The sequence below is a fragment of the Microbacterium sp. NFH-22A-Y genome, from assembly GCF_021401375.1.
GTDB lineage: Bacteria > Actinomycetota > Actinomycetes > Actinomycetales > Microbacteriaceae > Microbacterium > Microbacterium hominis.
On record NZ_JACBGF010000001.1, the window covers coordinates 479,137 to 505,560 of the forward strand.

Consider the following 26,424-nt stretch of genomic DNA (forward strand, 5'->3'; position numbering starts at 1 on the left):
CCCGGTCGCAGCGTGCGCACGAGTGCTCTGGAGTGGGTCCACGGTGACTCCTGGTCGATCGGTCCGGCGGCGAGCTGCCGCTCACCCGTCGATATTCTGACAAACCGGTTGACCAATTGCAAGAACCGGTTGACCAATATCTCACCCGTGACGGCGACTGCCGTATGTTGGTCCCGTGCCCGCCTACCCGGACGACCGCTCCGCCGAGATCACGGCGGCGCTCGGCGCGCTGCCGTCCGGGACGCCCGTGTCCGAGGTCGCCCGACGGCTCATGGATCTCTTCACCGGCGGCTCGCTCGCGCCCGGCACGCGTCTCCCGCCCGAGCGTCAGCTGGCCGCCACCCTCGGCGTCGGCCGCTCGGCCGTTCGCGAGGCGCTCGCCGCGCTGGAGATCCTCGGCATCGTCGACGTCCGCGCCGGCTCCGGCACCTACCTGCGCGGGACGGCCAGCGACCTGCTGCCGCAGACGCTGCGCTGGGGACTGCTGATCGGACAGCAGAACACCGCCGAGCTGCTCGAACTGCGCTCGGGCCTGGAGATCTACGTCGCACGCCTCGCGGCCGGACGGGCCGACGCCGCGCATCGGGCCGCCCTCGCGGCATCCCTCGATCGCATGCGGGCGGGCACCGCCGACCTGGGCGCCTTCGCCCGCGCGGATGCCGAGTTCCACGAGACGCTCGCCGCGGCCGCCGGCAACGACACGCTGGTCGACCTGCTGCACGTCGTCCGGTCGCTCCTGCAGGTCTACGCCGACCGCGCGGTGCACGACGAGGCGGCGGCCCTGCTGGCCATCGACGAGCACGCCGCCGTGCAGGCCGCCGTCGCCGCCGCCGACGCCGATCTCGCCGCCTCGGCGATGGCGACGCACATGGCGACGGCCTCGCGCCGGCTCTCGGAGGATTCGGACCCGCTCAGGCCGGAATGACGACGGTGCTGAACGAAGCCGCCGGCAGCTCGAGCGACAGCACCCGTTCGCCCAGCAGCAGGTTGATCGGCAGGGGCTCGGCCAGCTCGTTGTGCAGGACCACCACCACCGAGCCGTCCGGGTTGCGGAACACCAGCTGATTGTCGTGGCCCGCGACGCACCACGTCGGCAGCACGCGGGCACCGGGCCGCACGAACGCGGCCACGTGCTTGAGCACGAGGTAGTCGGGGGTGTACCGGAAGGTGCGGCGCTGCGGATCGACCACGACGAGCGAGTTCTGGGTCCAGCCCCATCGGCTGCGGCCGCCCTCGGGCAACGCGATGTTCCAGTACTGGTAGGCGTTCGCGCCGTTTCCGAGGAAGTGCTTCATGAGGCGCCACGCGTAGCGCGCCTGGCGCCAGTCGTTGCGGCCGTCGCCGCACTCCTGCTCGGTCTGGACGATGCGCAGGTCCGGATGCAGGCGGTGCAGCGCCGCGACCGCGCCCTTGCCCGCCCACTGCACGCCGAGCCCCGACACGACCGCGGCCGCCGCATCGTCGGCGAGCACCGCGCCCACCAGACGGTCGTCGGCGCGCTCGAGGGTGCCGAGGTACACCTCGACCCCTCGGGCCGCCATCTGCGGCCCGAGGTGGCGCAGCAGGGCGGCCAGCCCGGCCGGCGTCCACGTGCAGCTGGGGAAGACCTGCGGCGAGTTGAACTCGTTCTGCGGCATGACCATCGAGATCGGGATCCCGCGCTCGGCGTAGGCGTCGACGAATCGGCCGAAGTAGGCGGCGTAGGCGCGCAGGTGCTCCTCGTCGGTGCGGAACATGTCGGTGCCCTCCGCGCCGACCTGCTCGGGTCGCAGCCCGTTGTCGACGTCGCCGAAGAACGGATGCGGCATCGCGCCGGCGTAGTGGCCGTTGCGCTTCATCCACGTCGGCGGGCTCCACGGGGACGCCCACAGCCGCAGGTCGGGCCGGTGCGCGCGTGCGGCGCGGATGAACGGGACGAGCGTCTCGTCGTCGTGCGACGCGTCGAAATGCGCCAGCGCGAGGTCGCCCGGCGTCTCGTCGTACGAGTACCAGTCCAACGAGAAGTCGTTGGCTCCCACCGGCATCCGGCACAGCCCGAACGACGCGCCCACCCCGGGGGCGAACAGCTCGCGGAGGATGCCGTCGCGCTCCTGCGCCGTGAGCAGCCCGAGCGCCGCCCAGCCCAGTTCGTTGAAGCAGGCGCCGAAGCCGTCGATCTCCTGCTGCGGGTCGTCGACCGCCACGATCACGTCGGGCATGGCCGTGGGGGCCGCCAGGACGGGCGGGGGCGCGGCGCGCCACGGCTCCTCCGGCGTCGTGACGGTCCAGGTCGTCGCGTTCATGCGTCGGTCCGGGTGAGACGCACGGCGATGTACGGGCGACCGGGCAGCTCCACCCGCAGCTGACCGGTGTGGTGGCCCGGGATCTCCTCGATCGTCATGTTCCAGGTGTCGATGACCTCGACGCGCCAGGTGCCGTCGCCGAGGATGACGTGGCGGAAGCGCGGGCGGTTGAACCCGAAGTAGCCGACGCGCACACGCCCGCCTCCGTCGCCTCCCCAGGGCACGTCCCAGTCGCCCGGCAGCGGGTCCCACACGCCGTCGGGGGCCTCGCCGATCAGCCGGTCGAGGAAGGCGATGCGGGCGGGGGAGGTGCCGTGGAGCACGCCGCCCTTCGACCACCACAGCACCTCGTCGTCCTGGTCGTCGGCGTCGGCGTCGGCGTCGGCGGGATCGGCGGGGAGCGCGGGCGGATAGTAGGTCTCGCCGTGGCCGATGTAGCCGCCGCGGACGGCGCCCTCCCAGAAGCGGCGGACCAGCTCCTCGCCGGTGATGTTGCCCCAGCCCTGGTCGATGTCGCCCTCGTAGGCGCACTCGTCGACGACCACCGGCTTGCCCCACCGCTCGCGCCACTGGTCGGTGTTCTCCGCCGTCCGGTACACGTCGACCCGCTGCACGGAGACATGGGTGATCCACGGCCGGCCGTAGTCGTAGAAGGGCCGGCAGTTGTGGATGGACAGCAGATGGCCGAACGGATCCTCCTCGCCGATGACGACGGCGAGGCGCTCCCAGTCGTCGAGGTCCTTCGACCACAGCAGGTCGTACTCGTTCGCCAGCGACCACCAGACGTTGGCGAAGCCCGTCAGCCGACGGATCACGTAGCGCAGGTAGCGCTCGTCGACGGCCGGGCCGAGGTCGGAGAAGCCCCAGCGGTCGTAGGCGTGGAACAGGATGAGGTCGGCCTCGATGCCGAGGGCCGCGAGATCGGCGATGCGACGCTCGAGCCGGCGGAAGTGCGCGGGATCGAACCGTTCGAGATCGAAGCCCTCCGCGAGTGAGCCGACGAACGGGAAGTCGAGCGGCTCGTTCGCGTTGTACAGGTACGACTTCGGGAACACGCACATGCGCAGCTTCGCGAACGGCGCCGCGGCCAGGGTGCGCAGCGTCTGCTGCTGTCGGGCCTCGCTCTGGTGCGTCCACGCGTAGGCGGTGGTGCCGATCGGGCGGTGGCGTGCGCCGTCCGCGTGCCGGAAGTGGAACCCGTCGACGCGCACCGGTCCGTGCGCCTCGACGGGGGCGGCGGCGACCTCGAGGCGTCCGGTCACGCCGTCGAGCGAGCGCGCGGTCGATCGGGTCTCGAAGCGCCATTCGCCCTCGGCATCCGCGAGGGCACGGATCACGTACACGCCGTCGCCGTCGTAGAAGCCGCCGACGCGCACCGTCGTGCCGTCGGGTCGGGTGAACAGGGCGTCGAGGTCGACGTCGACGAAGGGGTTGCCGTGCGCGGGACCCGACAGTCGCACCTCGAGCGGGTCCCATCGCCGCGTCGGCGCCGCCGGCGCCGGAACGGCCGAGCCCCGGGGCACGTCCTCGCCCTCGTAGGCGGGATCGGGCGCGATCGCGGGCGCGTGCGGCGCGCGCGCCGTCCCGTCGCCGACCTCGGCCAGCGCGGCCCACAGCGCGTCGCGCGCGGACGGGTCCTCCAGCTCCGGCACGAGGGCGACCAGCTGGCCCAGGCGCGCGTCGCGGAACTGCTGCGCCATCGGCGAGGCGGCGATGCCGGGCAGGTGCTTCTCGAGCACCGCGCGGCCGGCGGGACTGTCGAGCGTCTCGCCGAACGTGCTGGCGCGGTCGAACATGGTGCTCCTCGGGTGGGTGTCAGGCGGTCGGCGTCGTCGCCGCGCGGACGGCGGCGTCCACGGCGGCGAGCACCGGGGGCGGGGTGAACATCAGGGCGGTCGCGAGCGGGCGCCCGGCCGTCCAGGTCGTCTCGGCGCGCACGGTGGCGACGCGCTCGGGCGCGGCGGCGGCGAGTGCCTCGAGGAGGGCGGCGTAGGCGCGGGGGTCGTCGATCACGGCGGCGAGGTCCGCGTCGAGCCCGGGCAGCGGAGGACGGGGCGCCGGCGGAGCCGCCTCGACGCGCCACTCGTGCGTGCCGGGGCCGACCGTGGTGCGCAGCCCCGGAAGGTCGACCTCGGCATCCGTGTTGGCCGGCACCGTCGCGGTGACGACGATCGTCCCGCCCTCGCGGCGCCACGCGACGGCGGCCTCACCGTAGGGGGTGAGGTGGCGCGCCGACGCGTGGTCGAGCGACGCGAGGGGGCGGGGTGCGACGCGCAGGCGGCGATAGCCGGGGGATGCCGGGCCGAGCCCCGCCACGGTGCGATGCAGCCAGTCCGCGACGGCTCCGAGCGCGTAGTGGTTGAACGAGGTCATCTCGCCCGGGTTGACCGTGCCGTCGGGAAGCAGCGAGTCCCACCGCTCCCAGACCGTCGTGGCGCCCTGCGTGATCGGGTACAGCCACGACGGGCACTCGGTCTGCGTGAGCAGACGCTCGGCGGCGTCGAGGTGGCCGGTCGCGGTGAGGGCGTCGGCGACGAGCGGCGTGCCGACGAAGCCGGTGCCGATGCGGTAGCCCCCCTCCCGGACGAGGGCCGCGAGCCGTGCGCCGAGCGCCGCGCGCAGGTCGTCCCCCTCGACCAGATCGAACTGCAGCGCGAGTGCGTACGCCGTGGGCGCGTCGCTCATCATGCGGCCGGCGGGGGTGACGTACTCGGCGGCGAAGGCGGCGCGCGAGCGGGCGGCGAGGGCCCCGTAGCGCGCGGCATCCGCCTCGTGTCCGAGCAGGGCCGCGGCGTCGGCGACCTGCTGCAGCGAGCGGGCGAGATAGGCGGTGGCGACGATGTCGACGTCGACCTTCGCCTGGCCCGGCTTGTCGGGCGGGGCGGCGGGGTCGAGCCAGTCGCCCAGCTGCATGCGTCCCGCCCAGAGACCACCGTCGCCCGCGTCGCGCAGCACCGCCTCGACCCACGCGCGCATGCTCGGATACTGCGCGGCGAGGACCTCGCGGTCGCCGAAACGCTCCCACAGGACGGTCGGCACCACGGTGGCCGCGTCTCCCCACGCGGCGGTGGGCCCGCCCCCGGCGAACGCCGGCAGCGCCGAGGGCACCACGAGGGGGACGACCCCGTCGGCGCGGGCCTGCTCGTGGGCGAGGTCGCGCAGCCACGACGCGAGGAAGCCCGCACAGTCGTAGAGGAACGTCGCGGTCGGCGCGAACACCTGGATGTCGCCCGTCCAGCCCAGACGCTCGTCGCGCTGCGGGCAGTCCGTCGGGATCGAGAGGAAGTTGCCCCGCATGCCCCACCGCACGTTCTCGTGGAGCTTGTCGACGAGGGGGTCGGATGCCGTGAACCAGCCGGTGCGCGTGAGATCGGTGTGCAGGACGATCGCCTCGACGTCCTCCGGGGCGACGTCGAGGCCCGTGATCTCCGCGTAGCGGAAGCCGTAGAAGCTGAAGCGCGACTCGAGGACGTCGTCGCCGCCGGACAGCTCGAAGGTGGCCGTCGCGGCGGCGTTTCGCAGGGGGCGGAGGGCGAGCTCGCCGTCCTCGAGCACCTCGGCGTGACGCACGACCACGCGCGTGCCCGCCGCCCCGCGCACGCGCAGGCGCAGGCGGCCGACGAGGTTCTGACCGAAGTCGAGGATCGTGCCGCCCGAGGCGCTCGTGACGACGGCGGCGACGGGCAGCGCCTCGATCCGCCGCACGGGCGGGGCGATGCGCGGCTCGGGCACCGGGACCCGGTCGTAGCCCGGCCGCGCCGCGGGGCCGACGCGGGCCGGGCTCCAGGATGCGCCGGCGGCGTCGCGGCGCAGGTCCTGGTGTTCGCCGGCGTAGATCCCACTGTCCACGACCGGCCCGTCCCCACTCGCCTCCCACCCGGGGCCCGTGGCGGCCACCGTGGCGACCGTCCCGTCGGCGTAGGTCACGCGCAGCTGCGCGAGCAGCGACGGCTGGTCGCCGTAGAGGCGGTCGGTGAAGGTGAAGAACCCGTAGCGCTCGGTGTACCAGGCGCCGGCGATGGCGGCCGACAGCTCGTTGGGGCCGGGGTGCACGAGCGCCGTGACGTCGACCGTCTCCAGGACCAGGCGGTCGCGGTAGGCGCTCCAGCCGGGGGAGAGGACGTCCGCCGTGACGGGGGCGCCGTTGACGGCGGGCTCGCCGACGCCGAGCGCGGTCCAGAACAGGAGCGCGCGGGTGACGGGGCGATCGAGCGTGAACCTCGTGCGGACCTCGGCGGGCTGCGCCGCGCGCGCGGGCTCGGCGAGGCCGATGGGCAGCGCGACCCACTCGCCGTCGGCGAGGAAGCCCGCCTCCACCTCGCGCGGTGCGCTCCAGGGCGTGGACCGGCCGTCCGTGCTGTGGGCGCGCACCCGCACCGAGCGCCGTTCACCGGCGGCGAGCGGGGCGAACGGCCACGCCACGAGGGCGCTCTCGTCGCCGGTGAGCGTGACCTGCTGCGCTCCGTCGGACAGCTCCGCCGACGCCTGCCGCCAGCCGGTGACGTCCCCGCCGACGACCCAGCTCAGTCGCGGACGCGCGGTCGGGACGAAGGCGGTGTCGTCGCGCACCTCGGCGCGCAGGCTCTCGATCACGGTGCTCACGGTCACGCTCCGAGCAGGGTGCCGAGCTCGCGCGCGAGCGACACGGCCCGAGGGTCGGCGCCGCCCGGCCACGGGCCGCGCACGATCGTCCAGGCGAAGGTGACGCCGGTGTCGGGGTCGGCGCACGCCAGCGCCCCCGCCGCGCCGTCGTGGCCGAAGGCCCGGGGCCCGCCGAAGGCGAGCTGCTGGGACGGCTTCTGGAAGACGATCGCGTGGGCGCGGTCGTGCTGGTGCAGCACCTCGTCGTAGCCGCGAACCTGTTGCTGGCCGATCTGCTCGACCGTGTCGGACGAGAGGAACGGGGCGGCGCCGTCGACGCCGGTGACCGCGGCGGCGAACAGGCGCGCGAGCCCGCGGGCCGTCCCCGTCCCGGCGGTCGCGGCGTGGCCGTACCGGTAGTTGCGCGGCGAGTTGGTGTGGTCGATGTCCCGGCTGAGGGGTCCGAACACCACGGGCCCCAGGGCGGAGAACTGCGGGGTCGCCGTGGCCGACACGGGACGCACCATCGGCTTCAGGGGCGTGAAGCGGTGCTCCTGGTCGGCCGGCAGGCCCAGGTGGAAGTCGATCCCGTGGGGGGCACGGATCTCGCGCTCGTAGAACTCGTGCAGCGTCCGGCCCGTCACCCGGTGCACGAGCTCGTCGCCGAGGCTGCCGATCGTGATCGCGTGGTAGCCGAACGCGCTCCCCGGTCGCCAGAAGGGTCGCGTGTCGGCGAGACGGGCGGCCGCGGCGTGATGGTCCCACAGCTCCTCCCACGTCAGCGGCGTGCTCGCCTGGGGGAGCCCGGCCTGGTGGGAGAGCAGTTCGCGGACGGTGACGGCATCCTTGCCCTTTGCGGCGAACTCGGGCCAGTAGTGGGCCACGCGTTCGTCGAGGTCGATGAGGCCGCGCTCGAGGAGGAGCCCGATCGAGAGCCCGATCGTGTTCTTGGTGACCGAGAAGGGGATGAGCATCGAGTCGGCGCGGATGTCGGGACCGCCCCAGGCGTCGAGCACCGGGGTGCCCCGGTGGAACGCGGCGACCTGGAACGACAGGCCGTCGTCCTCGCGGAGGTATCCGTCGAGGCGTTCGACGACGGCCGCGAGCCGCTCGTCGGCTGCGCCCTGCAGCAGGCTCGCCTCGACGGCGGGCATCGGCGCGTTCACGCGGTCACCGTCCACGATGCCGCGAGCGGCAGATCGACGACCGAGGCGCCGACGCGCAGCGTGTACGTGCCGGGCTCGACGCGCCACCCGCCGCCGTCCCAATACGCGAGTCGCCGGTCGGGGAGCGGAACGGAGACGGTGCTCGTCTCTCCCGGCGACAGCTCGACGGCGGCGAAGCCGACCAGCCAGCGCTCGGGACGCTCCACCGCCGAAGCGGCGCGCTCGGCGTACACCTGGACGACCTGCTTCCCGGTGCGCGCACCCGTGTTGGTCAGCGTCACCGCGACCGCGTCGCCGTCGCGCTGCGCGTCGTCCCACGACCAGGTCGTGTAGCCGAGACCGTGGCCGAAGGGGAAGGCGGGTGCGGCGGTCTCCTTGAGCCAGGCACGGTAGCCGATGTGGATGCCCTCGCGGTAGCGCAGCACGCCGTCCTGCGGGGTGACGTCGACCACGGGGACGTCGGCGAGCGTCGCGGGCCAGGTGGTCGGCAGGCGGCCGCCGGGTTCGCGGGCGCCGGTCAGCACGTCGGCGATCGCGTGGCCGAACTCCTGGCCGCCGAAGTAGCCCTGCACGACGGCCGACACCTCCTGCGCCCAGGGGAGCGCGACCGGCGAGCCGGCGTTGACGACGACGATCGTGGGCGTGCCCGTCGCCGCGACGGCGCGCACGAGCGCGTCCTGCGCGCCCGGAAGGTCCAGGCTCTCGCGGTCGTAGCCCTCCGACTCGACGCGGGAGGTGGTGCCGACGACCACGACGGCGACGTCGGCGGATGCCGCGGCGGCCACGGCCCGGGCGACGAGCTCGGCGTCGGGGGTGGGCGTGGGCGCGATGCCGACGGTGGCGCTGAGCGCGCCGGCGAGGGCGCCCTGCGGGTCGCACGTGAACTCGACGCGGATGTCGCGGGGCGCGCCCGCGGTGACGGCGACCGTCGTCGTGAGCGACGGCGGGTTGAGGAAGGCGGCGCCGAGGTCGGTGCCCTCGATGACCGGGCTGTCGTCGAGGACGAGCTCGCGGTCGACGAAGAGGCGGCCGGGGTTCGCGCCCGCGAACCCGAGCTCGATCGCGCCCGTCTCGGCGGGGGTGAAGCGGGTCTCGAACACGACCGTGCGGCTCGCGGCGATGGGTGCGTCGCCGCCGAACCACACGAGCGCCGTCGAGCGGCGATCCTCGGCGAACAGCTCCGTGCCGGCGTCGTCCAGGAAACGCACCCGCAGACCCGGCTCGCCGGTGACGGGGTTCTGCAGCTGGGCCAGCGGGATCTCGACCACGCCGTCCTGCACGAGGGCGCCGAGCTCGTAGGAGACCTCGACGCCGGGAAGCGCCGCGCGCAGACCCTCCAACGGTGAGACGACGTGCGCGGGGACGACGGTGGCGCTGCCGCCGCCCTGCGTGCGGGCGTCACGGGCGTTCTGGCCGATGACGGCGACCGATCCGAGGGATGCCGCCTCCAGCGGCAGCGTGCCGTCGTTGCGCAGCAGCACGGTGCCGGCCACGGCCGCGTCGCGGGCGAAGGCGGGGCCGTCGATCGCGGGCACCGCGGCGCGGCCGGCCGGGCCGGCGTCTCCGAGGGCGCCGACGCGCTCGGCGAGCAGGAGCAGGCGCAGCACCTTGCGGTCGAGGTCCTCCTCGGCGACGCGACCGTCGCCGACGGCGGCGACCAGGTCGGCCCACGCGGGGGCGGGCCCGGGCATCGCGAGGTCCTGCGCGGCCGCGACGGCGTCGAGCGAGCGCACCGCCGTCCAGTCGCTGATCACGACGCCGTCGAAGCCCCATTCGCTGTTCAGCGGGGTCTCGAGCAGATCGTTCTCGGTCATCGTGACGCCGTCGACCGCGTTGTACGCGCTCATGATGCTCCAGGCGTGCGCCTCGGTCACGGCGCGCTCGAACGGGGCGAGGTACAGCTCGCGCAGTGCGCGGTCCTCGACCTCGACATCGACCGTGAAGCGGTCCGTCTCCGAGTCGTTGGCGACGTAGTGCTTCGGGCAGGCGGCCACGCCGTTGTCCTGCAGGCCGGCGACGTAGGCGGCCGCCAGCGCGCCGGAGAGTTCCGGATCCTCGCTGAAGCACTCGAAGTGGCGGCCGCCGAGGGGACTGCGGTGCAGGTTGATGGTGGGGCCGAGGACGACGTCGACATCCTTCGCGCGGGCCTCCGCCGCGGCGGCCGCGCCGTAGCGGTAGGCCAGATCCACATCCCACGACGCGGCCAGCGCCGACCCGGAGGGCAGGTTCAGCGACGGCTCGCGCTCGTCCCAGCGCGGCCCGCGCACGCCGGCGGGACCGTCCGACAGGGTCATCGCCCGCAGCCCGATCTCGGGCAGCGGCACCGTCGTCCAGAAGTCGGCGCCCTGGACGAGGGCGGCCTTCTGCTCGAGGGTGAGGGCCTCCAGCAGCGGGCGCAGGTGGTCGACGGGGGAGGTCATGGAGGTCCTTCCGGGGGTGGGTGTGGTCGCGGTCATCAGGAGGATGCGCGGATCTGGCTGACGTACTGCTCGACGCGCGCCAGCAGCTCGTGGTCGTACGGCCCCCAGTCGGGTCGGGGAGTGTCGGGGCCGGCATAGGGCAGGTCTCGATAGTGGTCCTGGTACTCGCGAAGGGTCTGCTCGAGCTGGGCGCGCACCTCGACGTACGCGGGATCGTCGGCCACGTTGCGCAGCTCGGCTGGATCGGCGACGAGGTCGTACAGCTCCCATTCGGGCTCGAACTCGGCATCCGAGGCACCGGGCACGCCCATGCCCACCCCGTAGTAGTGGATGAGCTTGTGCGTCGCGGTACGGATGCCGTAGTGCGCGGGAGCGGCATGGATCGGGTCGTCGTGCTCCCAGTAGCGGTAGTACGCGGCCTCCGGCCAGTCCTCCACCTCTTCGCCGCGCAGCAGCGGGCGGAAGCTGCGGCCCTGCGAGGTGGGCAGGGCGGATGCCGCGTCGATCCCGCACACGTCCAGGAAGGTCGCGGCGAAATCGACGTTGGTGACGATGCCCGCGCAGCGGCTCGCGGCGGGGATCTCGGCCGGCCAGCGGATGAGCATCGGCATCTGCAGCGACTCGTCGAACATGAGTCGCTTGTCGAACCAGCCGTGATCGCCGAGGAAGAACCCCTGGTCGGAGGTGTAGACGACCATCGTGTTCTCGGCGAGGCCGCGCTCGGCGAGGTGGTCGAGCAGTCGGCCCACGTTGTCGTCGATGGACTGCACGCACTGCAGATAATCGCGCATGTAGATCTGGTACTTCCAGCGCATGCGCGCCTCGCGGTTCTCGGGGCCGCGCAGGTGCGCCGGCACCTCCTCCTTCAGGTCGTCCGCCCCCATGTCGTCGGCGATCGTCATACGCACGCCCTGCACGGCCTTGCTGCGCGTCGCGTGGTCGTCGAAGAACGTGTCGGGCTCGGGGATCGTGCCGTCCGCGTAGAGGTGGTGGTGCTTCTCGTCCGGAACCCACGGCCGGTGCGGCGCCTTGTGGTGGACCATCATGCAGAACGGTTCATCACCCCTCGTGGCGACCTCGTCGATCCAGTCGATCGCGAGGTCCGTGACGATGTCCGTCGCGTAGCCGGGGACCGGCCCGCTGCCGTTCTCATCGATCATCTCCGGGTCGACGTAGTCGCCCTGTCCGGGGAAGATCTTCCACGCGTCGAACCCGCGCGGCAGCGCGTTGCCGTGCTCGCCGAGATGCCATTTGCCGAACATCGCGGTGCGGTATCCGGCGCCGTGGAGCACATCGATGAACGTCGGCACCCGGTAGTCCATCTCGGTCCAGATCGAGGAGACGCCGTTGATGTGGCTGTAGGTGCCGGTCAGGATCGTGGCCCGGGACGGGCTGCAGATGGAGTTCGTGCAATAGACGGCATCCATGCGCACACCCTCCTGTGCCAAACGGTCCAGGTGCGGCGTCGCGTTGACCTTGCTGCCGTAGGCGGAGATCGCGTGGGCGGCGTGGTCGTCCGACATCACGAAGACGATGTTCGGGCGACTCATCGTGCGGCGGCCTCGGCCGCGAGCACCGCTCGTCGGGCGAGGCGGCGCTCCTCCTGCTTGTCGGGATCGGGCACGGGGGCCGCCATGAACAGCCGCTGCGTGTAGGGGTGCTGCGGCCGAGAGGTGACCTGGTCGCCGTCGCCGGCCTCGACGATCTCGCCCCGGTACATGACGGCCACGCGGTGGCTGACGTGACGGACGACGGCGAGGTCGTGGGTGACGAAGAGGTAGGCGACGCCCGTGCGCTCCTGGATCTCGATGAACAGGTCGAGCACGCGCGCCTGGGTCGACAGGTCCAGCGCCGACACGGGCTCGTCGCAGACGATGAGGCGAGGACTCAGCGCGAGGGCGCGGGCGATCGCGACGCGCTGGCGCTGGCCGCCCGAGAACTCACGCGGCAGGCGGCTGCGCGCATCGCCGGGCAGGCCCACCTGATCCAGCAGCTCCCGCACGCGGGTCTTGGCCTCCGCCGAGCCGACGCCGGCGACCGTGAGGGGCTCCGTCAGGATCTGCTCGATGGTCATCGACGGGTTCAGCGACGAGTACGGGTCCTGGAAGACGACCTGGATCTGCGAGCTCAGGGCGCGGCGCTCCCGTCGCCCCAGGTGCGAGATGTCCTGGCCGTCGAAGCGGATCGTCCCCGCCGTGACCGGCGCGAGCCCGAGCGCGGCGCGCCCCAGCGTCGTCTTCCCCGATCCGGACTCGCCGACCAGTCCCACCGTCTCGCCCGGCAGGATGTCGAGGGAGACGCCCTTCAACGCCCGGAACGGTTCGGCGCGGAAGCCCTTGCCGGGGTATTCGACGACGAGGTCGGTGACCTCCAGCAGCGGCGCGCTCATGCTTCGGCTCCGTTCGTGGTGGGGAGGAGGGGGCCGCGGGCGGGACCCTCGTCGAGGATCGCGTCCAGCAGCGTCTGCGTGTACGGGTGCCGCGCGTCGGTGAAGATCGCCCGCACGGGGCCCTGCTCGACGAAGCGGCCGTTCTGCATGACCGTCACGCGGTCGCAGAGGTCGGCGACGACGCCGAAGTTGTGCGTGACCAGCAGCATCGCCATGTTGCGCTCCGCCTGCAGGTCGCGCAGCAGATCGAGCACCTCGGCCTGCACCGTCACGTCGAGGGCCGTCGTCGGCTCGTCGGCGATGATCAGGTCGGGGTCGGTCGAGACGGCGCCGGCGATCAGCACGCGCTGGGCCATGCCGCCCGACACCTCGAACGGGTAGGCGTCGAAGGTGCGCTTCGGCTGCGGGATGCCGACGCGGGCGAGCAGATCGAGCGCGCGCTCGCGTGCCTCGGCCTTGGATAGGCCCAGGTTCTTGCGCAACGGCTCGACCAGCTGGCTGCCGATCGTGAACGACGGGTCGAGGTTGCTCATCGGCTCCTGGGGGATGTAGCCGATGCGCTTGCCGCGGATGCCGGAGTACACGCGCTCCGAGGCGTCGGCCAGCTCGGTGCCCTCGTAGAGGATCGAGCCGCCGGTGACGGTGCCGCCGCGCGGGAGCAGCCCCAGGACGGCGAACGCCGTCTGGGTCTTGCCCGATCCGGACTCGCCGATGAGGCCGTGGACCTCGCCGCGGCGGATGTCGAGGGACACGCCGTGCACCACCTCGATGTGCGAGCGGTCCGGCTGGTCGTAGCCGACCCGCAGGTCGCGCACCTGGAGCACCGTCGCGCTCGCCTTGCTGCGCGCGTCCTCGGGGTGCACGATCACGTCGGCGCCGTCGAGGACCGGCGGCTCGTCGGGGTCGACGAGGTCGCCGCCGCCGAGTCGCACCGACGTCGTCACCGCGGCGATCGAGCCGGTGGCGGTCGTGACGGCGCGGCGGCGCTTGCGGCGCACCGTCACGGTCCGCTCGAGCTCGTCGCGCATGACGTTGGCGAGCAGCGTCAGGGCGATGCAGGTCAGGGCGATGGCCAGCGACGGCCACAGCATGAGCGTGGGCTGCTTGTAGATGCTCTTGAAGCCGTCGTTGAGCATGGCGCCCCAGGTGGGCACCGACGAGTCGCCGAGGCCGAGGAACTCGAGGCCGGACTGGATCGCGATGGCGATGCCCGCGATGATCGCCGACTGGATGATGATCGGCGCGCGCACGACCGACAGCACGTGGCGGCCGATGATGCGGACGTCGCTGAGGCCGGAGACGCGCGCGGCATCCACGTAGAGCTCGGCGCGCACGGCCGTGACGGACGCGAACACCAGCCGGAAGTAGGCGGGCGACAGCAGGACGCCGAAGATGAGCATCGACAGCCACACCGAGGGGCCCAGCGCGGCGCGCGCCGCGAGCAGGACGACCATCGCCGGCAGCGCCATGTTCAGCTCGGTGACCCAGGTGGCCACCGTGTTGAACCAGCCCTGGTAGTAGCCGGCGATCAAGCCGGCCACGACGCCGAGCAGGAGGGCGGTGATCAGCGCCACGAGCGCCGCGGCGATGCTGGTCTGCGTCGACAGCAGCAGACGCGAGAACACGTCGCGGCCGGCGCTGTCGGTGCCGAGCAGGTGAGCGCCGCCGGGCGGGGCGAGGATCGCGCGGATGTCGGCGTAGTTGGGGTCCTGGGGGGCGATGACGGGACCGATGATCGCGATCACGGCGACCAGGGCGAGGAACGCGAGGGAGACGAGGCCGAGCGGGCGGCGCACGAGCCGGCGCATCAGCGAGACGCGCACGGGCGCCACGGGCACGGCGGGGGGAACGTCGACAGCGGTCATGACAGACGCACCTTCGGGTTGAGAGCGGCCTGAACGAGATCGATCAGGAGGTTGACGACGACGACGATGATCGCGAAGACGATCACCAGGCCCATGACGGCGGGGATGTCGCCCTGCGTCGTGGCCTTGACGGTCAGCTGGCCCATGCCGGGGATCGCGAAGACCTGCTCGACGATGACGGCGCCGCCGAGCAGCCCGATGAACTGGACCGCGAGCACCGCGAGGGCGGGACCGCCGGCGTTGCGCAGCACGTGCTTGTAGACGACGGAGCCCGTCGACAGGCCGCGCGAGCGGAGCGTGCGGACGTAGTCGCGGGACATCGCGTCGATCACCGAGCCGCGCACCTGCTGGGCGACGGTGGCGATGGCGCCCAGCGAGAGGGCGATGATCGGCAGCGTCACGGACGCGATCCAGCCGCTGAACGATGTGGTGAGGGGGACGAACCCGGTCGCCTTGAACCAGTGCAGCTCGATCGCGAAGACGAGCACGAGGCCCAGGGCGATGAGGAAGCCGGGGATCGCGAAGCCGATGAGCGAGAGGAACTGGACGAGGCCGTCGATCCACCCGCCGCGGCGGGCGGCGAGCACGCCCAGGACGATCGAGAGGACCGCGGAGACGAGGGTGGCGCCGATCACGATCGAGAGCGTCACGCCGACGCGTCCCGACACGCTGACGCTGACGAGCTCGCCGCTGAACCAGCTGCGGCCCAGGTCGCCCGTGAGCGCCGAGGTCAGCCAGTCCCAGTACTGCACCAGGAGGGGCCGGTTCAGGCCGAGCTCCTCGGTCTTCTTGGCGACCGTCTCGGCCGTGGCGGTCTCGCCGAGGATGCGGCGCGCGATGTCACCGCCGGCCGCATAGAGCAGCACGTAGGCGAGGAAGGAGATGACGGCGACGAGGACGACGCCCGAGGCGATCCGCCTGAGGATGAAGGTGAGCATGGCTCTCTCCGGGTTCGAGCGGCGCTGCCCGCCTGCGGAGGCCGCAGGCGGGCAGCGCGGCGGATCAGTTCTTCGGCGAGAAGCTGAAGATCGACGGGTAGGCGTTCGTCGGCCAGAAGTCGACGGTCGTGTTCGCGTCGGTCGCGAAGGAGCCCTGCACGCGGAAGAACGGGGCGAACCATGCCTGGTCGACCAGGTACTTGTTCAGGTCCTTCAGTGCCTGGTCGGACTCCTCGGTGGAGCCGGTCTGGATCGTCGCGATGTACTCGTCGACCTTCGGGTCCTGGGACTTGAAGGGGTTGAAGGTCGCGCCGGGGGCGATCATGAAGTTGATCAGCTGCCAGTCGGGGTCCTGCTGCAGCGCCATCCAGGTCGCCGGGTACTTCGGCGTCAGCATGTCGGAGATGAAGTTGTTCGTCCCGGTGTCGGTGTACTGCACCGTGACGCCGATGTCCTGCAGCTGCTGCTTGATCAGGTCGAACGAGGTCTGGAAGGCGGCGACCGAGGGCATGCTGATCGTCAGCCCGTTCGCGTAGCCGGCCTCGGCGAGCAGCTTCTTGGCGCCCTCGGGGTCGTAGGCGTACGTCGAGTCCAGCGCGGCGTCGTACGCGACGGAAGAGGTGGGGAAGACCTGCTCGGTGACGGTGCCGTAGCCGCTCTGCAGCGACTGCAGGAGCGCCTCGCGGTCGAAGGCCATGTTGATGGCCTGGCGCACCTTGACATCGCCCAGCGCCGGGTTCATCGTGCCCGCGCGGTCGAACAGGAGCAGGCCCTGGAAGTCGAGCTCGTTGGACGCGATCGTCCAGCCCGAGCCCTCGACCTCGCTGATGGTCGTGTTGTCGGCGATCTTCGCGCCGTTGGCCTCGCCGGCCTTGATGGCGTTCAGGATGGCGGTGGTGTCGTCGATCACGTTGACGGTCAGGTTGTCGTACTTGACGGCATCCTTGTTCCAGTAGTCGGGGTTCGCCGTGTACACGTACGTCGTGCCCGTGACCGTGGCGGCCGTGTCGAGGATGTAGGGGCCCGATCCGACCGGCTTGGTGGCCACGTCCGCGTCGGTGAACGACGACGGGGCGGCGACGAGGCCCTGGGCGAGCGAGAGCGAGTTGAGCAGCGCCGGGTTCGGGGCGGTGAGCGTGATGGTCACCGTGTGGTCGTCGGTGGCGGCGTAGACGTTGCCCTTCATGGTTCCCGCCTGCGGCGACGTGCCGTCGCGGAAGCGCTCCAGGCTGGCGACGACGGCCTTCGCGTCGACGGGCGTGCCGTCGGTGAAGGTCGCGTCGGTGCGCAGCGTGAGCGTGAGGACCGTCTTGTCGTCGTTGTAGGACCACTCGGTGGCCAGGTTGGGCTGGAGCTGACCCTTCGAGTCCTGTCGGAGGAGGGTGTCGAACACCGCCTCGAAGTACTCGCTGCGGTTTCCCCATTCGGCGCCCGCGCCGATGTCGTAGCTCGTGGGGGCGGCGATCGTGATGAGGGTGAGGCGGTCTGCCCGCTCACTGCTCGACCCGCTGCCGCCGCCGGATTCCCCGCCACCGGCGCAGCCGGTGAGTGCGAGTGCAGCGACGACCGCGAGGGCTGCTGTGGCCTTCCAACGGAACATCCTTGGTCCCTTTCTCGGGTGGGCGATACCCCTGCGGACCGCCCTGTCGGGGGACGCTAGCAGCAAATCCGAAGGAGCACTAGGTTTTGAAGTCAAATATCTAACGACTACTAGGTTTTCGTTATGAAACCGTGCACACTGGTGCCGACGGCGCCGAACCGCGGCGACCGGGATGGGGCACGATGGTCACGATGACCGAGACGACGACACCGCGACGCGCACAGCGCGGCGAATACGCCAAGAGCGAGGTCACGCGCAACGCGATCCTCGATGCGGCGCTGGAGGTGTTCGCCCAGGGCGGCTACCGGGCGGGATCCCTCCGGGAGATCGCGCAGCGCGTCGGCATGAGCGAAGCCGGCCTGCTGCACCACTTCAAGAACAAGAGCACGCTCCTGCTCGCGGTGCTCGACCACCGCGACGAGCAGTCGCGCAAGGTCGTCGACTTCGACGACGAGGACGGGGTCGAGACGCTGCGCGCGCTCGTGCAGCTCGCCCGCTACAACGCCTCGATCCCCGGCGTCATCGAGCTCTTCTGCACCCTGTCGGCCGAGGCCACGTCGCCGTCGCACCCCGCGCACGGCTATTTCTTGCGCCGCTACGAGTACGTCCGCTCCAGCATCGCGGCGGCCTTCCGGAAGATCGAGGCCGACGGACGTCTGATCGGCACCATCGATCCCTTCCGTGCCGCGGTGGCGACCACCGCGCTCATGGACGGCCTGCAGGTGCAGTGGCTGCTCGACCCGACGTCGACGGACATGGCCGAGGCGCTCGCGGAGTTCTTCCGCGGGTTCGTGCGCGGCTACGACCTCGACGCGCTGGAGCAGATCCTCGACGCGCGGATGGGTGCCGAGCCGGACGTCGCCCCGTGATCCGGCTGCCCTTCCACCAGGGGTGGACGGTCGCGCCCAAGCTCGCCGCGTTCGAGAGCCGGGAGGCGGCGACGGCGCCGGTGCCGGTCGCGATCCCGCACGATGCGCTGCGCGATCTTCCCCGCGGCGCCGACAACGACGGCGGTGTCCACACCGGCTACATCCCCGGCGGGGTGTTCGTCTACGCGCGCTCCTTCGAGGTGCCCGCCGCGTGGGAGCACAAGAGCGTCACGATCGAGTTCGAGGGCGTCTACCGCGACGCCGTCGTCTACGTCAACGGCGACTTCGCGGCCCATCAGCCCGACGGCTATGCGGCGTTCACGGTGGCCGTCGACGCGTTCCTGCGGTTCGGTCGCACCAACACGATCACGGTCGAGGCGCGCGCCCATCGCGACAGTCGCTGGTACACGGGTGCCGGCATCTACCGGCCCGTCCACCTCGTGGTCGCCGACCCCGTGCATCTCAGCCTGGACGGCACGACGGTGACCACCCCCGACATCGATGCCGAGCGTGCGGTCGTCGAGGTCGCCACGCGCGTCGCGAACCTCACGCGTCACACCCGCACGCTCCGGCTGCGCTGGGAGCTGGTCGATCCCCGCGGAGGCACGGTCGCCGCGACGCACGCGCCCGTCACGGTGCTGCCCGGGGCGTCGGCCGTCGCCCGGGCGCGCCTGATCGTCGAGCGCCCCGCGCTGTGGGGGCCCGACGATCCCGCCCTCCACGAGGTGCGGATGACGCTCGCCGATGAGGCGGCGGAGGAGGAGGTGGAGAGCGGCGGTGCGGTGCTCGACGAGGATGCCGTCCGCTTCGGCATCCGGCGCCTGCAGCTCGACCCGCAGCACGGTCTGCGCATCAACGGCGTCGTGGTGGATCTGCGCGGCGCGTGCGTCCACCACGACAACGGCGCGCTCGGGGCGATCACGCACCCCGACGCCGAAGACCGGCGCGTGCGGCTGTTGAAGGATGCCGGGTTCAACGCGATCCGCAGCGCGCACAACCCCGCCTCCCGGGCGCTGCTGGATGCCTGCGACCGACACGGCATGCTCGTGATGGACGAGTTGAGCGACGTGTGGACGCGCGCCAAGACGGGCTTCGACGCGTCGGTCGGCTTCGACGGCCGGTGGTCCGCGTCGGTCGCCGCGCTCGTCGCGAAGGACCGCAACCGTCCGAGCGTCATCCTGTACTCGATCGGCAACGAGATCCTCGAGCTGGCGACGCCGCACGGCGCGACGTGGAGCCGGCGCATCGCCGAGGAGTTCCGCCGTCTCGACCCGACCCGCTACGTCACCAACGGCATCAACGGTGTGATCGCGAACATGGAGCGGCTGCCGGAGATCCTCGGCGAGATCGCCGCGACCGACCCGAACACGATGATGGCCGGACTCGGCGCGCAGATGGCCGCCGCGAACGCGTCGGAGCTGATCACCCGCTCCACGGAGGAGTCGGCCGCCGTGCTCGACGTCGTCGGCTTCAACTACGGCGATGTCCGCTACGAGCTCGACGCGGAGCTGTTCCCCGACCGCATCATCGTCGGCTCGGAGACCTTCCCCGACCGCATCGCGCACCTGTGGGAGCAGGTGCGCCGGCTGCCGCACGTCATCGGCGACTTCACCTGGACCGGGTGGGACTACGTCGGCGAGGCCGGCATCGGTCGGGTGGAGTACACCGACGTCGACGGGTACCGCTCGACCGGCACGGCCGGGCCGTACCCGTATCTGCTCGCGCAGTGCGGCGACATCGATCTGACGGGGCGGCGCACCCCGGCATCCTTCTACCGGGAGATCGCGTTCGGGTTGCGCCGCGCGCCGGCGATCGCCGTGCACCGGCCCGCGCACCACGGCCGGCCGGTGGAGAAGACGCCCTGGTCGTGGGACGACGTCGTGTCGTCGTGGTCGTGGGCCGTCGAGGCGGGCGCGCCGGTGACGGTCGACGTGTACGCGGATGCCGAGGAGGTCGAGCTGCGTCTGGTCGACGCGGACGGCGACCGCCTGATCGGCCGGGCGCCGGTGGGCGACCCGCGGCCGCTCATCGCGCGGTTCGAGACGCACTACCGCCCGGGGCGGCTGGTGGCGATCGCGTGGCGGGGCGGGGCGGAGGTCGGTCGCACCGACCTGGTCACCGCGGGCGCGCTCGCGCTGCGCGTTCGTGCCGAACAGGATGCCGTGGACGCCGACGGCGGCCTGGCCCATCTCGTGATCGAGCTCGCGGATGCCGCTGAAGCCAGTGCCGATACCGGTGCGGACGGCGCCGTGGTGTGCGACCGCGACACGGAGGTGACGGTCCAGGTGACCGGCGCGGGCGAGTTGGCGGCGCTCGGGTCGAGCCGTGCGCGGACGACGGAGTCGTTCGCCGGTCCGTCGCGTCGCACGCACGACGGACGGGCGCTCGCCGTGGTGCGCGCCACGGGTGAGGGAGAGATCACGGTCACCGTGTCGGCGGAGGGATACGCCCCCGTCGTGCGGCGACTGGTCGCGCAGTCGCGGTAGGGAGTGTTGCGGGAACCTGCCTCTGCTAGCGCGAGCTCTCGGTGGAGCGGAGGGCATTGAGGCGCTCCTGAAGGCCGTACTTCACGGTCGGCCATTCCCCGTCGATGATCGAGTACACGACCGTGTCGCGGATGGTCCCGTTCTCGAAGACCGTGTGGTTGCGCAACACGCCGTCTTGCTTCGCGCCCAGTTTCTCGATCGCAGTGCGGGACTGTCGGTTGTGCCAGTGCGCGCGGAACTCGACCGCCCCGCAGCCCAGATCGTCGAACGCGCGACTCAGCAGCAACAGCTTGGCGGCGGGGTTGATCCCTGTCCCTTGCGCATTCCTGCCCAGCCACGTGCCTCCGATCTCCAGGCGTCGATTCGTCGGCTCGATGTTCAGGTACGACGTCATGCCGACGGCACGGTCGGAGGCGGCATCGATCACAGCCCACGGAACCATCGAGCCCTCGGCGTGCGCGGCGAGACGTTTCTCGATGGTCCCCGACATCTCGTCCGGCGAGGGGATGTGGGTGTACCAGGCTTCCCATACGTTGCCCACTCGAACGGCGTCGACCAGGTCGGCGCGATGCGCCGCGCTCAGCGGTTCCACACGCACGAACTCGTTGCCGAGAACTGGAGCGGCGAGGAAGTCCATTTTCCCATCGTATGGTTCCCGCTCACCTCGACATCGAGCCCCACCACTCTCGAACAACACGCCCGAGGCGCCCGCGACGCGCGGCGTCAGAAGGGTGGTGGCTCGGCCGGTGTGGCGGCTGTGGGGACGAATCTGACGAGGCTGGGTGGGCGGTCTTCGTAGTGTCGTCCGGTGGGTGAGGTCCATTGGAGGGTTCCGTGGCCGAGGTGTCGGACCTGCCAGGCGGTGTGGTGTTTGACGGTGTGGTGGCGGCGGCACAGGTGGGCGAGGTTGTCGGGGGCGGTGTGGCCGCCGTGGCTGGCGGGGGTGGTGTGGTCGTGGTCGCACCGGTGGGTGGGGCGGGTGCAGCCGGGGGTGCGGCAGCGTTCATCCCGTGCAGCCAGGTAGCGGCGGATTTCCGCGCTGGGTCGGTACCGGTCGACGGCGACGGGGATGCCGGTGGCCGGGTCGGTGAACACCCGATCCCAGCCGGGGGCGAGCCCTGCCAAGCGGCGGGCGATCGCGGGGTCGATGGGCCCGTACCCGGTGAGGAGGGCCGGGCCTCCGTCGGGGTCGCCGGCGAGGGTCAGAGCGGGGACCGTCACCTGGATCTGCGCCGTCACCGCTTCCGCTCCCGCGCCGGTGGCGCGGGTGGAGGCAGTGGCGGTCAGGAGCAGGTCGGTGAGGATGTCCGCACGCACCTGATCGAGCGTACGAGAGTCCTTCACGGCGGTTGCCGTGGTCGTGGTCGTGCAGGTCACGTCGGTGGGGCGGGCGGGGCCCGTGGCGGGCGCGCGACTGGTGATGAGCGTCTCGCCACGGCGGGTGTCGCTTGCGCCCCCGGCAGCAGTCGTGCGCACACCGGCGTCGTCGATCACCGTTCGCGGGCGGGAGGTGACATCCGCCTCACCGTCGCTGTCCTCGTCGGTCTGATCGAGGATCGCCCGACCCCGCGCGGTCAGGGTGTCGTGGATGGCATGGGCGAGGGGTGCGGGAAGGTCCGCGATGAGTCTGGCCATCCCGTCCTCCAACGGGAACAACCGCACCGAGCGTTCCTCATACGCGCGCTGCGCGGCCTCGGTGAACGCAGTCGGGTCGATGGTCGCGGCGATCGCCTTCGCCGCCGCAGTCATCCGCGCAGGCGACTCCGACCGGGCCGCCTCCAGAGCGAGGGTCTCGTACCGTCCCCGGTCTTCCTCGGTCGTCAACAGCGTGCCGGTGCGGCTGATCGCCCACGCATGAGCGGCATCGATCTCCCCGCCCGCCCACACCTCAAACGTCCGCGGGAACAGGGTCGTCAACAGGTACGCCTCCGACATCCGCCGTTGCACACCCCGATCCGACACCCGGAGCGCCATCGCGAGTTCCAACGCGACTTCCCGCAACGGCAGATCCGCATCCGACGCCCGCACCGACCCACCCCGCTGCTGCGCCTCCTGACGCAGCAACGCCGTCCGCTCCGCCACCAGCCCCACGGCATCGGCCAGGAGCCTCGCCTCCGCCGCCTGGGCTGCAGCCGCCCGACGACGCGCATCCACGACACCGGCCACCACGGCATCCAACCCGGGCCATCCAGGCTCAGCCGGGGACGACACCGAAGACGGCGGATCGATCAGCGCGTGCATCATCACCCCTGACCCGGCATCAACCGGAGGACAGGACCCGCAACAGAAGGTGGGCACGCGCGGGGTTTCTTCACCCCACTATAGAACAAACATTCGAAACACGCAAGAGCGACATCGATGCCGGACCCCGTGGGCTCGCGGCATCCGCCGCTTACCGCCGCGTCGGGTCGGGCAGTGAGATCGGCGTGGTCCCGGCGACCTCGTCGCTGAACTCCTCGGGCGCCACGACGGTCAGCGGTCGCGTCTCGTCGAGGGAGAGGGCGAAACGGCGCGACTCGTGGCGGTGCAGCCGGCCCGACCAGAGGAGCCAGCCGAACCCGATCGCGAAGGCGACCAGTGCCGCCGCGGCGCCGAGGAGGATGGCGGCGCGGGCGCCGTACTCCGCGGCGACCCAGCCGACGATCGGGGCGCCGATGGGTGTCCCGCCCATGAGGATCGCCATGTAGAGCGCCAGCACGCGGCCGCGCAGGGCCGGATCGGTCGTCGTCTGGACGTAGCCGTTGGCGGTGGTGAGCGTCGTGACGACGGCGAACCCGGTGAACATCAGCGTGAGGGCGTACAGCCAGTAGTCGGGCATGAAGGCCGACACGGTGCCCGCGACCGCGAACATCCCCGTGCCGACGATCACGAGGCGCATGCGCGCGCGATCGCGGCGCGCGGCCAGCAGGGCCCCCGCGAGCGAGCCGATGGCGAGGATCGAGCTGAGCAGGCCGTAGCCGTCGGCGTCACGACCGAACTCGAGCGCCATCGTCGAGGCGAAGATCGGGAAGTTCATGCCGAAGGCGCCGAGCAGGAACACCATGATGAACGTGACGACCAGGTCGGGGCGCCCGCCGACGTAGCGGAACCCGTCGGCCAGGCGCGACGCCCCCGGCGCCGTGATCCGCGGCACCAGCTCCTCGGAGCGGATCAGGCGCAGGGCCACGATCATCGCGAGGAAGGTGACGGCGTTCACGAGGAACACCCAGCCGGTGCCGACCGCGACGATCACGATGCCGGCGACGGCAGGCCCGATCATGCGGGCGCCGTTGAAGGATGCCGCATTCAGCGCGACCGCGTTCGAGGCGTTCTCGCGGTCGACCAGATCGGAGACGAACGCCTGCCGCGCCGGGTTGTCGAACGCGGCGACCAGTCCGAGCGCGAAGGCGAACACGTACATGAGCGGGAGCGTCATGACGCCGCTGAGGACCAGGATGCCGATGGTCGCGCCCAGCACCAGGAGCGATCCCTGCGTCACCATCAGCAGGCGGCGCCGCTCGAAGCGGTCCGCGACCCAGCCGGTGACGCTCACGAGCAGCAGCGGCGGGGCGAACTGCAGCGCCATCGTGACGCCCATGGCGCCCGCGTCGTTGTGCGTCAGCTGGGTGAGGACGACCCAGCTGAGCGCCGTGGCCTGCATCCATGCGCCGATGTTGGAGACGAGGGCGCCGATGAACCAGACGCGGTAGTTGAAGACGGAGAAGGAGCGGAACATCGCGGAGGAGCTCATCGCGCGGCCACCTCGCGCATCAGCTCGGCCGCGGCGCTCAGGAGGTCGCGCTGCTCGTCGGTGAGCTCGGACAGGGCCTGCTCGAGCCACGAGTCGCGGCGGCGCACCGTCTCGTCCACGACCGCGCGGCCGGTGTCGGTGAGCGCGATGTTCACTTTGCGGCGATCGTCCGCGTCGGCGGTGCGGGTGAGGTAGCCCGACTCCTCCAGCCCGTTCACGGTGCGGTTCATCGACGGCGCCGAGACCCGTTCACGGTCGGCGAGCTCGCCGAGGGTGTGCTGGCCGTGCACCGACAGGGCCGCGAGCACGGCGAACTGGCCGTCGCTCATCGTGTCGACCGCGCGCTGCGAGCGCAGACGTCGCGCGAGGCGGAAGGTCGCCATCCGCAGATCGGAGGCGGCGGTGGACAGTTCGGGTGCGGCGGGGGTGGTGTCGGTGCTCATTCCGATATTTAGCATAGCTCATTAGTCATGCTAAATATCCGCATCCTCCATCTCCTCCATCTCCTCGTCCCGCCGCCCCTCGCGCCCGAGGGGGATCGTCGCGAGCAGCCCGATCACGAGGAAGCCGGCGGCGGTGAAGGCCGACAACCGCGTGGCATCGGAGAACGCCGCCTTCGCGTCCTGCGCGATCGGAGCCGTCTCGGGGTTCGCGGCGAGGCCCGCGATCGTCCCGCCGGAGCTGTCGACGACGGCCGACACGATCTGATCCCGCTCCTGCGCGGGCAGCCCGCGCGCGTCGAGCGCGGAGGAGAGGATGCCGGCGGTGCCGGAGAACAGCACGGTGCCCAGGATCGCGATGCCGAGCGCCGACCCGACCTGCCGGGCCGTGGACTGCGTGCCCGATCCCTGGCCCGACAGCTCCACGGGCACGTCCTGGAGGATGACGCCCGTGAGCTGCGCGGTCGCCAGGCCGACGCCGAAGCCGTAGACGAACAGGGCCGGCAGCAGCCAGAGCCACGCCGCCTGCGTCCCGGCATCCCAGCCCACGACGAGCCCGGCCGCGGCGACGCCCACGATCTCGGCGACGAGGCCCGCACGCACGATCAGCACCGGGCTGATGCGGCCGCTGGACGCCCCGGCGAACCCGCTCGCGACGAACGAGCCGGCCGCCAGGGCGATGAGGATCAGTCCGGTCTGGAGGGCGTCGAAGCCCAGGACGAACTGCAGCCAGAGCGGCAGCGACAGGATGATGCCGAACTCGCCGAGGGCGACGACCAGCGCCGCGATGTTACCGCTGCGGAACGTCGCGATCGAGAACAGGCGCGGATCGAGCAGCGTCGGCCGGCCGCGTCGCGCCTGACGTCGCGACCACGTCACGAACGCGACGGCGGCGAGCGCGGCCAGGAGGAAGGCGAGGGGCACGGGGGACAGGGGGAGGGGCCAGCTCCAGCCGCCGACCGTGAAGGCGTCGTTCACCTCCCACCAGCCGAGGGTGCGCCCCTCGATGAGCCCGAAGACCAGGGCGCCGAACAGGACGACGGACAGCACGGCGCCGACGGCGTCGAGGGACGGCGCGTTCGCGGCGCGCGACTCCGCGACCGCCCACAGGACGCCGATCGCGATGATGATCCCGAGCGGGATGTTGATGCCGAAGGCCCATCGCCACGAGAACGAGGTGGTGAGCCAGCCGCCGAGCAGCGGGCCCACCGCCGCCATCCCGCCGATCGTCGACCCCCACACCGCGAACGCGATGCCGCGCTCGCGGCCGTGGAAGGTCGCGTTCAGCAGCGACAGGGTGCTCGGCAGCATCATCGCCCCGCCCACGCCCTGCACGAGCCGGGAGAGGATGAGCAGGTCGCCCGTCGGGGCGAGCGCCGCCGCGACCGACGAGCCCGCGAACAGCACGACGCCGATCAGCAGCAGCCGGCGCCGGCCGATGCGGTCGGCCAGCGACCCGAACAGCAGCAGCAGTGAGGCGAAGACGAGGGTGTAGGCCTCCTGCACCCACTGCACCTGTGTCGACGAGATGACCAGATCGGTGACGATGGCGGGGATCGCGACGTTGACGATCGTCGAATCCACGATGATGAGCGCGACGGCGAGGCTGATGAAGACCAGACCGAACCACCGACGAGACGTGACGTCCTTCATGAATG

The 26,424-nt window shown here is 71.7% G+C and carries 18 protein-coding genes; 3 read left to right on the forward strand and 15 right to left on the reverse strand.

The features are described from left to right. The first annotated feature begins 175 nt into the window (after positions 1-175). The gene (locus tag L0965_RS02190) at positions 176-925 is read left to right on the forward strand and encodes a FadR/GntR family transcriptional regulator (RefSeq protein WP_101305496.1); all 750 of its coding nucleotides are present in this window, start codon (positions 176-178) and stop codon (positions 923-925) included. Here L0965_RS02190 and L0965_RS02195 read toward each other — a convergent pair. The 10 genes from L0965_RS02195 to L0965_RS02240 all read right to left on the reverse strand — a co-directional run bounded on the left by L0965_RS02195 (position 912) and on the right by L0965_RS02240 (position 17,241). Next, entirely contained in the window at positions 912-2,282 is a 1,371-nt protein-coding gene (locus tag L0965_RS02195; RefSeq protein WP_101305497.1) for a glycoside hydrolase family 30 beta sandwich domain-containing protein, read from the reverse strand. The two genes, L0965_RS02190 and L0965_RS02195, sit on opposite strands and share 14 nt — an antisense overlap. Next, on the reverse strand, positions 2,279-4,078 hold the full coding sequence (locus L0965_RS02200) for a DUF5605 domain-containing protein (RefSeq protein ID WP_101305498.1): 1,800 nt from the start codon (positions 4,076-4,078) through the stop codon (positions 2,279-2,281). The genes L0965_RS02195 and L0965_RS02200 overlap by 4 nt, the downstream gene beginning before the upstream one ends. A gap of 19 nt (positions 4,079-4,097) precedes the next feature. After that, positions 4,098-6,884, reverse strand: coding sequence for an alpha-L-rhamnosidase (locus L0965_RS02205; protein ID WP_234057906.1), 2,787 nt, complete (start codon positions 6,882-6,884; stop codon positions 4,098-4,100). 2 nt (positions 6,885-6,886) lie between these two features. Continuing rightward, complete coding sequence (locus tag L0965_RS02210) at positions 6,887-8,029, reverse strand: serine hydrolase (RefSeq protein ID WP_234057907.1); 1,143 nt, start codon at positions 8,027-8,029, stop codon at positions 6,887-6,889. Next, on the reverse strand, positions 8,026-10,449 hold the full coding sequence (locus L0965_RS02215; protein ID WP_234057908.1) for a glycoside hydrolase family 3 C-terminal domain-containing protein: 2,424 nt from the start codon (positions 10,447-10,449) through the stop codon (positions 8,026-8,028). Before L0965_RS02215 ends, L0965_RS02210 begins: the two co-directional genes overlap by 4 nt. A gap of 35 nt (positions 10,450-10,484) precedes the next feature. Further along, entirely contained in the window at positions 10,485-11,999 is a 1,515-nt protein-coding gene (locus L0965_RS02220) for a sulfatase (RefSeq protein ID WP_234057909.1), read from the reverse strand. Continuing rightward, positions 11,996-12,838, reverse strand: a complete 843-nt coding sequence (locus L0965_RS02225; protein ID WP_101305500.1) for an ATP-binding cassette domain-containing protein — start codon at positions 12,836-12,838, stop codon at positions 11,996-11,998. The genes L0965_RS02220 and L0965_RS02225 overlap by 4 nt, the downstream gene beginning before the upstream one ends. Beyond that, complete coding sequence (locus L0965_RS02230; RefSeq protein ID WP_101305501.1) at positions 12,835-14,703, reverse strand: dipeptide/oligopeptide/nickel ABC transporter permease/ATP-binding protein; 1,869 nt, start codon at positions 14,701-14,703, stop codon at positions 12,835-12,837. The genes L0965_RS02225 and L0965_RS02230 overlap by 4 nt, the downstream gene beginning before the upstream one ends. Next, the gene (locus tag L0965_RS02235; protein WP_060958965.1) at positions 14,700-15,641 is read right to left on the reverse strand and encodes an ABC transporter permease; all 942 of its coding nucleotides are present in this window, start codon (positions 15,639-15,641) and stop codon (positions 14,700-14,702) included. The genes L0965_RS02230 and L0965_RS02235 overlap by 4 nt, the downstream gene beginning before the upstream one ends. 64 nt (positions 15,642-15,705) lie before the next feature. Then, positions 15,706-17,241 (reverse strand): ABC transporter substrate-binding protein, encoded by a 1,536-nt coding sequence (locus L0965_RS02240; RefSeq protein ID WP_060958966.1) that lies wholly within the window; start codon positions 17,239-17,241, stop codon positions 15,706-15,708. Positions 17,242-17,432: 191 nt separating this feature from the next. On the opposite strand from L0965_RS02240, the gene L0965_RS02245 reads away from it, so the two are divergent. Beyond that, complete coding sequence (locus L0965_RS02245; RefSeq protein WP_101307148.1) at positions 17,433-18,110, forward strand: TetR/AcrR family transcriptional regulator; 678 nt, start codon at positions 17,433-17,435, stop codon at positions 18,108-18,110. Further along, complete coding sequence (locus L0965_RS02250) at positions 18,107-20,596, forward strand: glycoside hydrolase family 2 TIM barrel-domain containing protein (protein WP_101305502.1); 2,490 nt, start codon at positions 18,107-18,109, stop codon at positions 20,594-20,596. Before L0965_RS02245 ends, L0965_RS02250 begins: the two co-directional genes overlap by 4 nt. 25 nt (positions 20,597-20,621) lie before the next feature. Here the strand turns inward: L0965_RS02250 and L0965_RS02255 are convergent, their stop codons facing one another. The 5 genes from L0965_RS02255 to L0965_RS02275 form a co-directional block, all read right to left on the reverse strand. After that, entirely contained in the window at positions 20,622-21,233 is a 612-nt protein-coding gene (locus L0965_RS02255) for a GNAT family N-acetyltransferase (RefSeq protein WP_101305503.1), read from the reverse strand. Between the two features lie 86 nt (positions 21,234-21,319). Then, positions 21,320-22,762: an HNH endonuclease signature motif containing protein gene (locus tag L0965_RS02260; protein WP_232783987.1), complete on the reverse strand. Its 1,443-nt coding sequence runs from the start codon at positions 22,760-22,762 to the stop codon at positions 21,320-21,322. A 226-nt stretch (positions 22,763-22,988) separates the two neighbouring features. After that, positions 22,989-24,311, reverse strand: coding sequence for an MFS transporter (locus L0965_RS02265; protein WP_191009627.1), 1,323 nt, complete (start codon positions 24,309-24,311; stop codon positions 22,989-22,991). Positions 24,312-24,322: 11 nt separating this feature from the next. Next, a complete protein-coding gene (locus L0965_RS02270; RefSeq protein ID WP_198553667.1) occupies positions 24,323-24,769 on the reverse strand; it encodes a MarR family winged helix-turn-helix transcriptional regulator in 447 nt (148 codons plus the stop codon). Between the two features lie 30 nt (positions 24,770-24,799). Further along, the gene (locus L0965_RS02275) at positions 24,800-26,419 is read right to left on the reverse strand and encodes a DHA2 family efflux MFS transporter permease subunit (protein ID WP_101305506.1); all 1,620 of its coding nucleotides are present in this window, start codon (positions 26,417-26,419) and stop codon (positions 24,800-24,802) included. Between the last annotated feature and the right edge of the window lie 5 nt (positions 26,420-26,424).

Excerpts from the sequence above, each read along its gene's own strand:
- L0965_RS02265 (WP_191009627.1), bottom strand. The coding sequence starts at position 24,311 with ATGTTCCGCTCCTTCTCCGTCTTCAACTACCGCGTCTGGTTCATCGGC.
- L0965_RS02275 (WP_101305506.1), bottom strand. The coding sequence starts at position 26,419 with ATGAAGGACGTCACGTCTCGTCGGTGGTTCGGTCTGGTCTTCATCAGC.
- L0965_RS02235 (WP_060958965.1), bottom strand. The coding sequence starts at position 15,641 with ATGCTCACCTTCATCCTCAGGCGGATCGCCTCGGGCGTCGTCCTCGTC.
- L0965_RS02220 (WP_234057909.1), bottom strand. The coding sequence starts at position 11,999 with ATGAGTCGCCCGAACATCGTCTTCGTGATGTCGGACGACCACGCCGCC.
- L0965_RS02230 (WP_101305501.1), bottom strand. The coding sequence starts at position 14,703 with ATGACCGCTGTCGACGTTCCCCCCGCCGTGCCCGTGGCGCCCGTGCGC.
- L0965_RS02195 (WP_101305497.1), bottom strand. The coding sequence starts at position 2,282 with ATGAACGCGACGACCTGGACCGTCACGACGCCGGAGGAGCCGTGGCGC.
- L0965_RS02240 (WP_060958966.1), bottom strand. The coding sequence starts at position 17,241 with ATGTTCCGTTGGAAGGCCACAGCAGCCCTCGCGGTCGTCGCTGCACTC.
- L0965_RS02200 (WP_101305498.1), bottom strand. The coding sequence starts at position 4,078 with ATGTTCGACCGCGCCAGCACGTTCGGCGAGACGCTCGACAGTCCCGCC.
- L0965_RS02245 (WP_101307148.1), top strand. The coding sequence starts at position 17,433 with ATGACCGAGACGACGACACCGCGACGCGCACAGCGCGGCGAATACGCC.
- L0965_RS02215 (WP_234057908.1), bottom strand. The coding sequence starts at position 10,449 with ATGACCTCCCCCGTCGACCACCTGCGCCCGCTGCTGGAGGCCCTCACC.
- L0965_RS02270 (WP_198553667.1), bottom strand. The coding sequence starts at position 24,769 with ATGAGCACCGACACCACCCCCGCCGCACCCGAACTGTCCACCGCCGCC.
- L0965_RS02255 (WP_101305503.1), bottom strand. The coding sequence starts at position 21,233 with ATGGACTTCCTCGCCGCTCCAGTTCTCGGCAACGAGTTCGTGCGTGTG.
- L0965_RS02225 (WP_101305500.1), bottom strand. The coding sequence starts at position 12,838 with ATGAGCGCGCCGCTGCTGGAGGTCACCGACCTCGTCGTCGAATACCCC.